Annotated in this window: 13 protein-coding genes and 1 pseudogene; 6 read left to right on the top strand and 8 right to left on the bottom strand. The window is 64.8% G+C overall.

The features are described 5' to 3' along the window. Window positions 1-4: 4 nt before the first annotated feature. Window positions 5-1,208: pseudogene (locus ACVILL_RS40330) on the bottom strand (ABC transporter substrate-binding protein). 345 nt (window positions 1,209-1,553) lie between these two features. Between ACVILL_RS40330 and ACVILL_RS40325 the strand changes: the two are divergent. Further along, window positions 1,554-2,483 carry an aspartyl/asparaginyl beta-hydroxylase domain-containing protein gene (locus ACVILL_RS40325; RefSeq protein WP_456734096.1) on the top strand — a complete coding sequence of 310 codons (930 nt, stop codon included), beginning with the start codon at window positions 1,554-1,556 and terminating at the stop codon, window positions 2,481-2,483. Window positions 2,484-2,645: 162 nt separating this feature from the next. Here the strand turns inward: ACVILL_RS40325 and ACVILL_RS40320 are convergent, their stop codons facing one another. After that, on the bottom strand, window positions 2,646-2,801 hold the full coding sequence (locus ACVILL_RS40320; RefSeq protein ID WP_170991618.1) for a hypothetical protein: 156 nt from the start codon (window positions 2,799-2,801) through the stop codon (window positions 2,646-2,648). Window positions 2,802-3,136: 335 nt separating this feature from the next. Beyond that, entirely contained in the window at window positions 3,137-4,219 is a 1,083-nt protein-coding gene (locus ACVILL_RS40315; RefSeq protein ID WP_456734095.1) for an MFS transporter, read from the bottom strand. 685 nt (window positions 4,220-4,904) lie between these two features. Between ACVILL_RS40315 and ACVILL_RS40310 the strand changes: the two genes are divergently transcribed. Both ACVILL_RS40310 and ACVILL_RS40305 read left to right on the top strand, forming a co-directional pair. Beyond that, window positions 4,905-6,599 (top strand): NAD-dependent malic enzyme, encoded by a 1,695-nt coding sequence (locus ACVILL_RS40310; RefSeq protein WP_456734094.1) that lies wholly within the window; start codon window positions 4,905-4,907, stop codon window positions 6,597-6,599. A 281-nt stretch (window positions 6,600-6,880) separates the two neighbouring features. Beyond that, window positions 6,881-7,084, top strand: a complete 204-nt coding sequence (locus ACVILL_RS40305; RefSeq protein ID WP_456734093.1) for a hypothetical protein — start codon at window positions 6,881-6,883, stop codon at window positions 7,082-7,084. 81 nt (window positions 7,085-7,165) lie between these two features. Here ACVILL_RS40305 and ACVILL_RS40300 read toward each other — a convergent pair whose 3' ends face one another. Next, window positions 7,166-7,372: a cupin domain-containing protein gene (locus ACVILL_RS40300; protein ID WP_456734092.1), complete on the bottom strand. Its 207-nt coding sequence runs from the start codon at window positions 7,370-7,372 to the stop codon at window positions 7,166-7,168. Between the two features lie 248 nt (window positions 7,373-7,620). Between ACVILL_RS40300 and ACVILL_RS40295 the strand changes: the two genes are divergently transcribed. Beyond that, window positions 7,621-8,997, top strand: coding sequence for an MFS transporter (locus ACVILL_RS40295; protein WP_456734091.1), 1,377 nt, complete (start codon window positions 7,621-7,623; stop codon window positions 8,995-8,997). A 22-nt stretch (window positions 8,998-9,019) separates the two neighbouring features. Beyond that, window positions 9,020-9,394 (top strand): SPW repeat protein, encoded by a 375-nt coding sequence (locus tag ACVILL_RS40290; protein WP_456734090.1) that lies wholly within the window; start codon window positions 9,020-9,022, stop codon window positions 9,392-9,394. Window positions 9,395-9,416: 22 nt separating this feature from the next. On the opposite strand, the gene ACVILL_RS40285 is transcribed toward ACVILL_RS40290, so the two are convergent. Further along, window positions 9,417-9,869, bottom strand: coding sequence for a hypothetical protein (locus ACVILL_RS40285; RefSeq protein WP_456734089.1), 453 nt, complete (start codon window positions 9,867-9,869; stop codon window positions 9,417-9,419). Between the two features lie 51 nt (window positions 9,870-9,920). Between ACVILL_RS40285 and ACVILL_RS40280 the strand changes: the two genes are divergently transcribed. After that, window positions 9,921-10,148: a hypothetical protein gene (locus ACVILL_RS40280; RefSeq protein WP_456734088.1), complete on the top strand. Its 228-nt coding sequence runs from the start codon at window positions 9,921-9,923 to the stop codon at window positions 10,146-10,148. Between the two features lie 65 nt (window positions 10,149-10,213). Here ACVILL_RS40280 and ACVILL_RS40275 read toward each other — a convergent pair whose 3' ends face one another. The 3 genes from ACVILL_RS40275 to galE all read right to left on the bottom strand — a co-directional run bounded on the left by ACVILL_RS40275 (window position 10,214) and on the right by galE (window position 13,885). Continuing rightward, window positions 10,214-10,915 (bottom strand): fumarylacetoacetate hydrolase family protein, encoded by a 702-nt coding sequence (locus ACVILL_RS40275; RefSeq protein WP_456734087.1) that lies wholly within the window; start codon window positions 10,913-10,915, stop codon window positions 10,214-10,216. A gap of 36 nt (window positions 10,916-10,951) precedes the next feature. Then, window positions 10,952-12,763, bottom strand: a complete 1,812-nt coding sequence (locus ACVILL_RS40270) for an ABC transporter ATP-binding protein (RefSeq protein WP_456734086.1) — start codon at window positions 12,761-12,763, stop codon at window positions 10,952-10,954. Window positions 12,764-12,871: 108 nt separating this feature from the next. Beyond that, entirely contained in the window at window positions 12,872-13,885 is a 1,014-nt protein-coding gene (gene galE, locus ACVILL_RS40265) for a UDP-glucose 4-epimerase GalE (RefSeq protein ID WP_456734085.1), read from the bottom strand. Window positions 13,886-13,945 lie beyond the last annotated feature (60 nt).

The following is a 13,945-nucleotide window of genomic DNA, read 5'->3' as shown; positions in this document are numbered from 1 at the left end:
GATCCTATTTCTTGAGCAGCGGGCACTTCGACTCGGAGACCGGACGGAAGGCGTCCTCGCCCTTCACCGTCTTGATGATGTCGAGATAATCCCACGGCTCCTTGGACTCCGAGGGCTTCTTCACCTTCGCCAGATACATGTCGCGGATGACACGGCCGTCCTCGCGCAATTTGCCGCCGTGCACGAAGGTGTCCTCGATCGGCAGCTCGCGCATCTTGGCCATCACCGCTTTCGGGTCGTCGGTGCCGGCGGCCTGGATCGCCTTGAGATAATGCAGCACCGAGCCGTAGACGCCGGTCTGGATCATGGTCGGCATCACGTTGGCGCGGGCGAAGAACTTCTTCGACCAGGCGCGGGTCTTCTCGTCCATGTTCCAGTAGGACGCCGTCGTCATGTAGGTGCCCTGCGCGGCGTTGAGGCCGATCGCATGCACGTCGGTGTCGAACATCAGAAGGCCGACCAGCTTCTGGCCGCCCTGCACGAGGCCGAACTCGCCGGACTGCTTGATCGAATTGTCGGTGTCCTGGCCGGCATTGGCGAACGCCACCACGTCCGCCTTCGAGCTCTGCGCCTGCAATGCGAAGGAGGAGAAGTCGGCGGTGTTGGTCGGGTGCCGCACGCCGCCGAGCACCTTGCCGCCCATCTCGTTGATGAAGCGGGTCGCGTCCTTCTCGAGCTGCTGGCCGAAGGCGTAGTCCGCGGTGATGAAGTACCAGGACTTGCCGCCTTCCGCGATCACGGCCGACGCCGTGACCTTGGACAGCGCGTAGGTGTCGTAGGTGAAGTGCACGGTGTTGGGGCTGCACAGCTCGTCGGTCAGCGAGCTCGCGCCGGGGCCGGACAACAGCGCGATCTTGTTGCGCTCGCGCACCATGTTGTGCACGGCGATCGCGATGCCGGAATTGGGAATGTCGACGACGGCATCGACCTTGCCGTTGTCGAACCAGCCGCGCACGATCTGGACTCCGACATCGGTCTTCATCTGGTGGTCGGCGGAGACGATTTCGATCGGCTTGCCGAGCACGGTGGGGCCGAACTCCTCGACCGCCATCTTGGCGCGCCTCGACCGAACCCGGGCCGGAATTGTCGCGCCCCCAGCTCGACAGGTCGGTCAGCACCCCGATGCGCACGACGTCATCGGAAACCTGGGCATGAGCGGTCGTCGTCATCGCCGCGAGAATGGCTGCCGCCAAAACCTGTCTCATCATTCCTCCCTGTGGATGTCCGCGCTCTTCGGCGGGTCATCTCAGGATTAGGTATTATCTAATCAGTTTGTCAATGGCGAATTTTGTCTGTGTGAATGTTGCCACATTGTTGCCTCTTCAAATGAGGCAGCGCTTCACATTTGGTGAGCAGACGCTTACATGGCTGATCCGGGACAGCACCGCGGCACGGCCGATGCCAGGCCTCGCCGCAGTGCCAGGTTGCTATGAAACAGGGGAATTTTTGCGGACGGCGGCACACTTCGCCGCCCGGACTGAGCCGCCCGTCACGGGGGACTCTTGCGGGGCGGTGCATGAAGAGCGTCGGCGGACTGCGATCTTAGACGCATCATGTTGAGACAGCTCTTCGCACCACAGCTCGTCATTCTCTACCTGCTGGTAGTCTCCACGCTCTACGTGCACTTCCGCGGCAAGCAGCGGTTGCGCTTCGCTCGCCAGCTCGGCGACCACTCGACCTATCTCGCGCCCTACAATGTGCTGATGTATGCGGGCTCCGCGGTGCCCAACACGCCGGTGATCCCGATCGAGCAGTTTCCCGAACTGAAGAAGCTCTCCGACAATTGGGAGACGATCCGCGACGAGGCGACACGCCTGTTCGACGAGGGCTTCATCCGCGCCGCGGCCAAGAACAACGACTGGGGCTTCTATTCGTTCTTCAAGAGCGGCTGGAAACGCTTCTATCTGAAATGGTACGACGACTTCCTGCCGTCGGCGCGCGCGCTGTGCCCGCAGACCGTCGAGCTGCTCAACTCGATCCCGAACGTGCACGGCGCGATGTTCGCGATGCTGCCGCCCGGCGGCAAGTTAGGGGCGCACCGCGATCCCTTCGCAGGCTCGTTGCGCTATCACCTCGGCCTGGTGACGCCGAACTCGAACCAGTGCCGCATTCTCGTCGACGGCGTCGAATGCGTCTGGCGCGACGGCGAGGCCTTCATGTTCGACGAGACCTTCATCCACAGCGCCGAGAACAAGACCGACGTCAACCGCATCATCCTGTTCTGCGACGTCGAGCGCCCGATGAAGTACGGCTTCATGACCAGGATGAACCGCTGGGTCAGCCACAACATCGTCAAGGCGTCGGCGACCCAGAACGTCGACGGCGAGCATGTCGGCGCACTGAACAAGGTGTTCGGCAAGCTCTACGAGATCCATCTCGCCAGCCGCAAGGTCAAGGAGTGGAATCGGAACGTGTACTACACGCTGAAATATTCCGCGACCGCGCTGATCCTCGGCCTGATCGTGATGTCGGCGCTGCGGTGAAACGGCAGGGCGGATCAGCGCCATCTCATCCGCCGTCGCGCCGCGGATGAGATGGCGCATTATGCTGCGCCAGTCCGCCCCATGATTCCCGAACATGCAAAAGCCCCGGATCATGCTCCGGGGCTTTTTGTCTGGGGCAATGAACCGTGGCGCGCGTCAGCGTCAGTCGCGTTCGAAAACCTTGGCGCCGGGGTAAACCCGGCGTGCGTAGGCGACGACCCACTCCCGGTCCTGGGTCTCCAGGAACGGAGTTCGGATCTTGCACGAGCCGACGATGAGGTGCCACAGGCCGTTCAGCTTCTGAATGTTGACGATCATTTGAGTGTTCCTCGAGAACGCGCGATCTTCCCATGATGGTCTTGCACATCACTCCTCGGAGCAGTGATCCCGATCACAGATTTCGCCGCTCGTGCCGGGCGAGAATTGCTACCGTGTCGACAGAGAGACACCGGGAACCGTTCATCCGATGGAGCAGTCGCGAGTATAAGAATCACTCGCCGTCGCTCTACTGTACGAGCGTAAGCGCAGGGCACCACAAGGAATCGGCGAAGCTATACCAAGGTATGTTGTGAGTGTGTTGCTTGCCGGGAGGCAAGGCGGACTGCACCTCGCGGGCAATCCGCCTCAGATTTTTTCCGCGGCCTCGTTCCGACCTACGGCTCCCGGTTGGCGCCGACGCCGAGCGGATCGACCTTGGCGTCGGAAGCGGCATCCATATCGGCTGCCGTGATCGGCTGATCGACGATGAACAGGTAGCATCCCGCCGAGACGACGCCGATCAAGGCACCGACGACCAGGGCAGGGACGAACGAACCCGTCTTCTGCACGATCAGGCCGGTCACGGTCGGCGCCAGCGCGCCGCCGAGATAGCCGCCGAAATTCTGGACCGAGCCGATCGAGGCGGTGCAATTGGTCGGGACCGCGACCGAGCTCAGAGCCCACGCGCAGGTGCTGGTCACATAGACCAGAAACAGCGAGATCGAGATGAAGGCGATCGCCAGCGTGTTGCTCTCGACATAGGCCGCAGCCACCGTGCAGGCCGCCGTTCCAAGCAGCGAGATCGCGGCCGGATAGCGCCGGCTCTTCAGCGGCTCGACGCCGCGGCGCACCAGGATGTCGGCGATGTATCCGCCGACCACGCCGCCGACCACACCGCAGGCGAACGGCACCGCGGCGGCCCATCCCGTGTATTTCACGCTCATATGGCGCTCGATTTCGAGATAACCCGGCAGCCAGGCGGTATAGATCCAGGTCAAATAGATGCAGCCGAAATAGCCGAAGATCATGCCCCAGGTGGTGCGGAAGCGGAACAGCAGCGACCAGTCGCGGAATGTGACCTTGGTGCGCCGGCCGGGCGGATCGCCTTGCGTCCGGTAGGCGTTCTCGTGCGCCGTGAGCGCAACCTGCTCGGGATTGCGATAGAGCGCATACCAGCAGGCGGCGACGATCAGGCCGGCGACGCCCATGATCACGAACATCGCGCGCCAGCCGAAGGTCAGCATCAGATAGGTCAGCAGCGGCACGGCGATCGCGGTGCCGAGCGATGACGCGCAATTGAAGACACCGGTCGCAAGCCCGCGGTCGCGCTGGTTGAACCAGTCGCGGACCACGCGCGCGCCGGTCGGAAATTGCGGGGCTTCGCCAATGCCGAGCAGCACGCGGGCCCCGAAGAACTGGCCGAAATTCTGCACCAGGCCGCCGATCAGCTGCGCGAGCGACCATAGGCTGAGGCCCATGGTGAGAAGCAGGCGCGGACCCAGCCGCGCCGGTGGGGAGCTGTGCGAACGCGTAGGCCCAGAGAAAAGCGGAGAGCAGGTAGCCCATGTCCGCGATCGACAGTCCGAGTTCCTCGCGGATCAGCGGATTGGCAACTGCGAGGGTCGCGCGATCGATGTAATTGACGACCCCTGCAACGACCAGCAGAGCCAGCGCGACGCGCTGAATCGATTTCAGACGTGGCGTCGCAAGCTCGATTCCTGACATGATTCGTTTTTTCCTCACCTGTGATTTTGCCGGACACTATCGGCGTGAGTGGCGTCGAACCAGAACGGATGTCGCCCGGCCTGCGTTGCGATTTCGTCATGGACGATTCTGATATGGGCGAAGTGTTGCGTGCGGTTCCTGATCGCATCTCGGCCACGAAGATGAACAGGGTGCGTGAAGCGCGCGCAGCGAGCCCATCGATCACGCTCTCGCGATGCGGACCGGTCGCGGTGCAACGATCTACGAACGCGGCGAGCGCCGACGCACGCAATCCGGGGCCCGGCGCGAGCTTCATCGCGCCGTCATCAATGGCTGCGAGGCAATCGGTCCGGCCCCACGGCCGAACAAGAACTTGGCGAGACCGGCAGGTTCGGGTTCCGGTCGCTCGCGTCGAGGTGCTACAGTCCTGCTCCGGATCCCGTTTCGAAAGGCTTTCTCATGTCCGAGTCCACGGCAGATTTCGCCACCACTGCGCTCAGCGGCTACGAGCTGCTGGCCGATCCGCAGCTGAACAAGGGCACGGCGTTCTCCGAGGCCGAGCGCGAGGCGTTCGACCTGCACGGCCTGCTGCCGCCCAACATCCTGACGCTGGACGAGCAGGTCTCGCGCCGCCTCGAAGCGTTGCGCGGCTACGAGACCGACATCGAGCGCTATGCCTTTCTGCGCGAACTGCAGGACACCAACGAGACACTGTTCTACGCGCTCCTGGTCGGCAACCTGGAAGAGCTTCTGCCGATCGTCTACACGCCGACCGTCGGCGAGGGCTGCCAGAAATTCAGCCGGCTGTTTCGCAAGCCGCGCGGGCTGTTCCTCAGCATCCCGCACCAGCACCGGATCGATCGCATTTTCGCCCATCCGCGCTTCGATCACGTCGAGGCGATCGTGGTGACCGACGGCGAGCGCATCCTCGGCCTCGGCGATCAGGGCGCCGGCGGCATGGGCATCCCGATCGGCAAGCTCGCGCTCTACACCGGCTGCGGCGGCCTGCATCCCGCGACCACGCTGCCGATCATGCTCGACGTCGGCACCGACAATCCCGACTGCCTGGCCGATCCGCTCTATGTCGGCTGGCGCAACGAACGCGTCCGCGGCCAGGCCTATGACGACTTCATCGAGGCGTTCGTCTCCGCGGTGGTCAAGCGCTGGCCGCGCGTCCTGTTGCAGTGGGAGGATTTCGCCAAGAACAACGCGACGCGGATGCTCGACCGCTACCGCGACCGGCTCTTGACCTTCAACGACGACATCCAGGGCACCGCGGCGGTGGCGACCGGCGCCTTGCTCTCCGCGATCAACGTCACCGGCGTGCCGCTCACCGAGCAGCGCGTCGCCGTGCTCGGGGCGGGCTCGGCCGGCTGCGGCATCGCCAGCCTGATCCGCGCCGCGATGGTCGATGCCGGCCTGCCGGAGAGCGAGGCGGCCAAGCGCTTCTTCATGGTCGATCGCGATGGGCTCTTGCTCGAGGGCATGAGCGGGCTCGCGCCGTTCCAGCTTCCGTTCCTGCAGAGCAAGCAGGCGATCGCGGGCTGGCAGCTCAGCCATCCCGACAAGATCGCGCTGCTCGACGTCGTACGCAACGCGAGGCCCACCGTGCTGATCGGCGTCTCCGGCCAGGCCGGCGCGTTCTCCGAGCCGATCGTCCGCGCGATGGCCGAGTGCAACAAGCGCCCGGTGATCTTCCCGCTGTCCAACCCGACCTCGCGCGAGGAGGCGACGCCGGTCGACATCGAGGCGTGGACCGAGGGGCGGGCGCTGATCGGCGTCGGCAGCCCGTTCCCGCCGATCACCCGCAACGGCGCGCGCTTCAAGGTCGACCAGACCAACAACTCCTACATCTTCCCGGGCGTCGGTGTCGGCGCGCTCGCGGTCGGCGCCAGCCGGGTCAGCGACGGGATGTTCATGGCCGCGGCCAAGGCGCTGGCCAGCGTCTCGCCGGCGCGCAACAATCCGAAGCACAATCTGCTGCCGCCGGTCAGCGCGCTGCGTGAGGTCGCGCTGACGGTCGCGCTCGCGGTGGCGCTGCAGGCGCACAAGGAAGGGCTCGCGAAGAAGGATATTCCGATCGACCAGGTCGAGGCGCGCATCCACGCCAAGGTCTGGACGCCGCGCTACGTTCCGTATCGGCGCGCGAGGTGAGCAACGGGCAGGTCGTCACGCCATCACGGCTCAGTTCGGCGTGATGCGCAGGCTCGGCAGCCGCAGCGGACATCCCGGATCTGGCCGCCGACGATCGGCGCGCCGCCGAAGGATGACCGTCTTCGCGGTTCCGATATTGCCGGCTCACGTCCGCTTGCTTGCAAGTTGAATGCGGTCTCGCGCGTCGGTGATCTCGCGTGACGAAATAGTCTGGCACGATTGCCGTACTTGATCGACGGAGCCGGACTTGCTCGGCTTCGACCATCGAATGGAGAAAACCCATGACCAGACTGTCCCTTGTGGCCGCTGCGCTGATAGCAGCCGCGACGTTCAGCACCGATGCCTTTGCCGCCCGCAGCGTCTCGCATCGGCACACCGAGGCCGCGGCCAAGAGTACGACCGACTGCGTGCGCGCGCCGGATGTCGGCGCGTACGCCACCGCGCCCTACAGCGAGCCGCCGTGCTTGCCCGGCACGGCCGGCTGATCGCGCGCACCGACGCACAGAGGCCCGGGAGCTTGCTCCGGGGCCTCTGCCGTCTATTCGCAAGTCTGGTTTCGTCGACCGCTACAGGGGCTTCATAAGATCGGCGGAGGTTGCGTCGCGCGGCGCGAGATAGATGGCGAGCAGGGTCGCCGGCTCGGTCGAGCTCGGGTTGCGCGAAACGCGATGGACGGCGCCGACCGGCTCCCACCAGGCTTCGCCGGCGCTGTAGGTGCGCTCGGCATCTTGGCCGACCTGCGAGGCCACCATGCCCGACACGACATAGGCCATCAAAGTCCATTGGGTGTATTGCTTTCGCTGCCGCGCCGGATGGCGCTGCTGCAATGGGCGATGCGATCGCGAGGCGGCGGCTCACGCGCCCAATCGAGCCGGCGCCCGGGCGGCGAGTCCGGGCCGACTAAAGTTGTAGCTTCCTGTTCGAGTGCCGCGGGAACCCGCTGAGCGATATTTCGTTTGTCTTCAAACGACCCGGTCGGTCAGAGATCCACCACGGGGGCTTGTCCGAGGGAGACAGTCCCATGGCAATATTTGGCCCAACACTAGGCTCAACCTTCCGCCCGACATCTGGCCTTGACGCCACCCAACTTACGCCGGCCGAGCATCAGCTCCAGCTGCGCCGCGCGGTGATCGCCTCCACGATCGGGACCGCGATCGAATGGTATGACTTCTTCCTCTACAGCACCGTCACCGGCCTCGTTTTCGCAAAGCTGTTCTTTCCGCATTCCGATCCCTGGGTCGGCACGCTGGAAGCGTTCGCCATCTATGCGGTCGGCTTCATCGCGCGGCCGATCGGCGCCGCGATCTTCGGGCACTATGGTGACCGCATCGGCCGCAAGTCGACGCTGATCGCGACGCTGCTGTTGATGGGAGTGGCGACCGCAGCGGTCGCGTTGGTGCCGACCTATGCCAGCATCGGCATCTGGGGTGCGGTGATCCTCACCGTGCTGCGCTTCATCCAGGGCGTAGGCGTCGGGGGCGAATGGGGCGGCTCGGTGCTGATGTCGATGGAATGGGCGCGCAACGATCGTTCGCGCGGCCTGATCGCATCATGGCCGCAATTCGGCGTGCCCTGCGGGCTGTTCCTTGCCAATCTTGCCGTGCTGGCGTTCAGCCAGATGTCGGGCGACCAGTTCATGGCGTGGGGCTGGCGCATTCCGTTCGCGCTCAGCATCATCCTGGTCGGCGTCGGCCTCTACATCCGGCTCGGCATCCTGGAAACGCCCGTGTTCAGCAAGCTGCTGGCCGAGCGTCAGCTCGACCGCACGCCGATGCTGACCGTGATCCGCGACTACCCGAAGGAGATCCTGCTGTCCGCCTTCGCGCGCATGTCCGAGCAGGCGCCGTTCTACATCTTCACCGCCTTCGTGTTCTCCTACGGTGTCAGCACGCTGCACGTCTCGCGCGACTTCCTGCTGACCGCGGTGCTATCGGCCTCGGTGCTGTCGTTCGTCTCGATCCCGGTATTCGGGCATCTGTCCGACAAGATCGGCCGCAAGAACATGTACATGATCGGCGCGGTCGTGACCGGCATCTTCGGCTTCATATACTTCGCGATGCTCAATACCGGGTCGGAGGCGATCATCTTCCTCGCGATCGTGCTGTCGTTGATCCCTCACGACATGCAGTACGGGCCGCAGGCCGCGCTGATCGCCGAGAGCTTCACCGGACGGCTGCGCTACAGCGGCGCCTCGCTCGGCTACCAGCTCGCATCGGTCATCGCCGGCGGTCCGGCGCCGCTGATCGCGGCGTGGCTGTTCGGCACCTATCATTCGGCGACCGCGATCGCGATCTACATCGCGTTCTGCGCCGTCATCACGCTGGTCGCGACCGCGTTGATGACGGACTACACCGGCAAGGACATCAATGCGGCGGACGCGCATCAGCAGCGGGTTTGAGGCAGCAAGGGAGCTATCAATGATGAGGTGGCGAAAAGAATCGGCGCTCGATCTCTATAATCTGGTGGCCGCGATGTTCCTGCTCGCGGCGCCGTGGCTGTTCGTGCACGCCAACCCGACGGCGGCGATCGATCTGAGGATCAGCGGTGCCGCGATCGCGATCATGTCGCTGGCGGCGATCGTCGCGTTTTCGATCTGGGAGGAATGGATCAACCTGTTCGTCGGATGCTGGCTGATCGCCTCGCCGTGGCTGCTCGGCTTCACGCACAGCCGCGCGATGCATTTTGCCATCGCCGCGGGTGCGGTGGTCGCGTTCATGGCGCTGCTCGAGCTGTGGCTGGAGTACGAGAAGACGCATCTAGGTCCGGCTGCGCCGCAGGCCGCCGACAGGCACTAGGATTCCCGGACGCTCGCGGACTCTAGCAGCCGCGGCAAATGCCCTTGATCTTGCGGTCGCGGATCACGTCCTCCTGATCGATGATCTGATGCGACGCGGATGTGGTTGCGGGAATGTCTGCGGCGCGCGGCTGGCGATGGCCGACCGGCGCCGACCAGGGCCTGGTCGCGGTTTCGTTCGATGCGTAGGCGTTTGGCTCCTGGACCGCCGTCCGGGCGAACGAGGCGGTCATCATTGCCGCGGACAGGATTGCAGCCAAGCCAAGTTGTTTGCCAAGTTGCTCACCAAGTCGTTCGAGACGTCGTCGAGGATCGATCATGAGAATCTCCATGCCGTCATCGCCGCGTTCGCGCGCGGCCTTGATGAAATGGAGTGCCTCTGCCGCTCCGGTATTCCCGCTCCGTCTGGTGTGATGAGGCCGCTCGCGGTTCGGTGATCGCGCGTGAGGAAATATTCTTGCGGCGATCACGGTCATTGGTCACAGGAGCCGAACTGGTCGGCTTCACCCATCGTGCGGAGAAATCCTATGACCAAATTGACCATCGCCGCGCTTGCTCTGGTTGCGGCGGCTGCGTATTCGGCGCAAGCGTCCGCAGCCAGCAACAATGCTGCGGCTGCGGCGCGGCGCGCCCATGCATCGCAAACGGTGCCGGTCAGCAGCAGGACCACCGATTGCGTGCGCGCGCCGAATGTCGGATCGTTCGCGACCGCTCCCTACACCGAGCCGCCCTGCCTGCCCGGCACGATGCGCTGACGGCGCACAGCAAAAAGCCCCGGACCGCCGGTCCGGGGCTTTGGGCTCTCAGCTCCTGAGGTCGGTTATTCCGGCTTGCCGATCGTCACCGCCAGCTTGCCGATGCCGTCGACGCCGCATTCGAGCTTGTCGCCCACCTGCAGCTGCGAGACGCCGGCGGGCGTGCCGGTCATGATGATGTCGCCGGCGGCGAGCTTCACCTGCTGCGAGAGCTGCCAGATGATCTCCGGCACGTTCCAGATCAATTCGGTGAGATCGCCCTTCTGCGCTTCCTTGCCGTTGACGGTGAGCCAGATCTTGCCTGCGGTCGGATGGCCGATCTTCGAGGCCGGCTGGATCGCGGAGCAGGGCGCGGAATAGTCGAACGACTTGCCGATCTCCCAGGGCCGCTCCTTCTTGCGCGAGGCGATCTGCAGGTCGCGGCGGGTCAAGTCGATGCCGACCGCATAGCCGTAGACGTGCTCGAGCGCCTTGTCGGCGGGAATGTTCAGCCCGCCGCTCTTCATAGCCACCACCAGCTCGACCTCGTGATGCAGGTCCTTGGTCAGCGGCGGGTAGGGGATGGTCGCGCCATTGGGCACCAGCATGTCGGCATGCTTGCCGAAGAAGAACGGCGGCGCACGCTCGTCATTGCCCATCTCCCGGATGTGCTCGAGATAGTTGCGGCCGACGCACCAGATGCGGCGAACCGGAAAGACGCCGGATTCACCGACGACGGGAAGCGAGGGCTGCGGGGGAAGCGGAATGACGGTGGGGGCGGCGTTCATGGGGGTCTCGCTGCTCTTGAGGTGAGGGTGACTGCTCTAGCCGGTGGCGCTGATCGGCGCCAGTGCCAGGGGAGAGGGGTCGTGGTGATGCTGCAGGCGGAAGAACGAGGCGTAGCGGCCGCCGCGGCGCAGCAGCTCCTCGTGCCGCCCGCGCTCGACGATCGCGCCGCCCTCGACCACCAGGATTGCATCGGCATGCATGATGGTGTGCAGGCGGTGGGCGATCACGATCGTGGTGCGGCCCTGGCAGAGATGCTCGATCGCCTCCTGCACCTGCTTTTCGGACTCCGAGTCGAGCGCGGCGGTGGCCTCGTCGAGCAGGATGATCGGCGCGTTCTTGATCAGCGCGCGGGCGACCGCGATGCGCTGGCGTTGCCCGCCGGAGAGCTGCGTGCCGTGCTCGCCGACCGGCGTGTCATAGCCGAGCGGGAAGCCCATGATGAAGTCGTGCGCGCAGGCGGCCTTGGCGGCGTCGATGATCTCGGCCTCGGTGGCGCCTTCCTTGCCGAAGGCGATGTTGGCCCGGATGGTGTCACGGAACAGGTAGACGTCCTGGCCGACATAGGCGGTCTGCCGGCGCAGCGACTTGCGCGAGACCGACGAGATCGACTGACCGTCGATCAGGATCTCGCCCTGTTGCGTCTCGTAGAAGCGCAGCAGCAAGGCGAGCACGGTCGACTTGCCGCCGCCGGAGGGGCCGACCAGCGCGGTGACCTTGCCGGGCTCGGCCACGAAGCTCATACGGTTCAACACCGGCTCGCCGGGCCGATAGGCGAAGCTGACGTCGCGCAGCTCGATCCGCGCATCGGAGAGTTTCAGCGCCGGCTTGTCGTCGTCGGTCTGCTCGCTCGCCGGGCTGTCGACGACCTCGAGCAGCATCCGCGCGCCGACCAGCTGGCTGTTGAGGTCGATGTTGAGCCGCGCCAGCCGCTTGGCCGGCTCGGTCGCCATCAGGAAAGCGGTCAGGAACGTGAAGAACTGGCCCGGCGTGGAACCGAGCGCCACCACGCTGTAGCCGCCATAGAGCAGGCAGCCGGCGACCGCGAAGCCACCGAGCATCTCCATCAGCGGGTTGGAGCGGTTGGCGACGCGCGCCATCTTGTTGGCGTTGCGCTCGACGATCGCGATGTTCTCGTCGATCCGCTGCTGCATGGTGTCTTCCAGCGTGAACGCCTTCACGGTGCGGATGCCCTGCAGCGATTCCTGCATCGTCTCCATGATGTCGGCGGTGCCGGTGAACTGGTTGAAGGCGAGGCCCTTGATCCGCTTCACCAGCCTGCGCAGCATCAGCATCGCCGGCGGCACCGCCACGAGCCCGATGAACGACATCAGCGGGTCCTGCCAGATCATGACCGCGAGCATGCTGATCAGCATCAGGAAGTCGCGCCCGATCGCATTGACCAGCATGTTGAGCACGTCGGTGATCGACTTGGCGCCGGCGGTGAGCCGCGCCAGGAATTCCGACGAATGCCGCTGCGAGAAGAAGCTGATGCTTTCGCTCATCAGCTTGGCGAACAATTGCCGCTGGTTCCGCGCCAGGATCGCGTTGCTGATCTTCGACAGGATCACCATGTGGCCGTAGGTCGCCACGCCCTTGATGAACAGCAGCACCACGGTGATCCCGGCGAACATGGCGATGCCCGGGATGTTCTTGTCGACATAGGCCTGGTTGATCACCTGGCCGAGCACATAGGTGGCGGCCGCCGTCGAGCCGGCCGCAACCGCCATCAGGGCGAACGCCGTCAGATAGCGCCGCCAGTAGGTGATCCCCTGTTCCGTGACCAGGCGACGGATCAGGATCGCCGCGCCATAGGGATCGTCGGTAATTTTCTTTGGAAACTGAGCCATCCGCGTTCCATTGACGGCGGGCGGCGCCGGCCGTCAGGGTTGCGGACCTCATTGCCCGCTTGGCGGGGCTTTTTCAAGCCCAATAACGGCTTGATAACGGCTTGATTTTTAGGCCGATTCTGCCTGCCGCGCGGAGCCGGCGCGCTCCCGGAAGAGCTTCTCCTCCCAGGCCAGCGCGTGGCTCGCGATGGTCTCGAGGTCATCGTAGCGCGGGGTCCAGTCGAGCAGCGAGCGGATCCTCGTGGTGTCGGCCACCATGGTCATGATGTCGCCGGGCCGCCGCGCGGCGTAGGCGACCGCGAAATTGCGCATCGAGACCCGGCGCACCGCCTCGATCGTCTCGAGCACGGAATAGCCACGGCCATAACCGCAATTCATCGTCACCGATTGCCCGCCGCCGCGGAGATAGGACAGCGCCGCGCGATGCGCCTCGACGAGGTCGCTGACATGGATGAAGTCGCGCACGCAGCTGCCGTCCTGGGTCGGATAGTCGGTGCCGAACACGTCGATCTTGGCGCGCTGGCCGGTCGCGGCCTCGACCGCGATCTTGAGCAGATGGGTGGCACCGATGGTGGCAAGGCCGGCACGGCCCTTCGGGTCGGCGCCGGCGACGTTGAAGTAGCGCAGCACGACGTAGCTCATGCCGTGAGCGGAGGCGACATCGTGCAGCATGATCTCGGTCATCAGCTTCGACGAGCCGTAGGGCGACAGCGGACGCGTCGGCGCGATCTCCGGCACCGGCACCTGGTCCGGGTTGCCGTAGACGGCCGCGGTCGAGGAGAAGATGAATCTGTTGATGCCGCCCTTCACCGCCGCGTTGAGCAGGCTGCGCGTCGTCATGGTGTTGTTGCGGTAGTAGCCGAGCGGATCGCGCATCGAATCCGGCACCACGACCGAGCCGGCGAAATGGATGATGCTGTCGATGCCGTGCTGCGCGATCACGCCCTCGACGAGGTTCTCGTCGCCGGCATCGCCGATGAACAGCGGAACAGCTTCGGGCAGGAACGCGGAGAAGCCGGTGGAGAGATTGTCGATCACGACGACGCTCTCGCCGGCATCGACCAGCGCATGGACCATGTGACTTCCGATATAGCCGGCACCGCCGGTCACGAGCACGATCATCGATCAAGCTCTCCCGATATCTTTAACTGGCCATGCTAGCGGGAGTGCGGTGAAGAGGGG

This window comes from Bradyrhizobium sp. USDA 3364, assembly GCF_054056355.1.
This window is presented reverse-complemented; position numbering and strand designations above follow the sequence as displayed.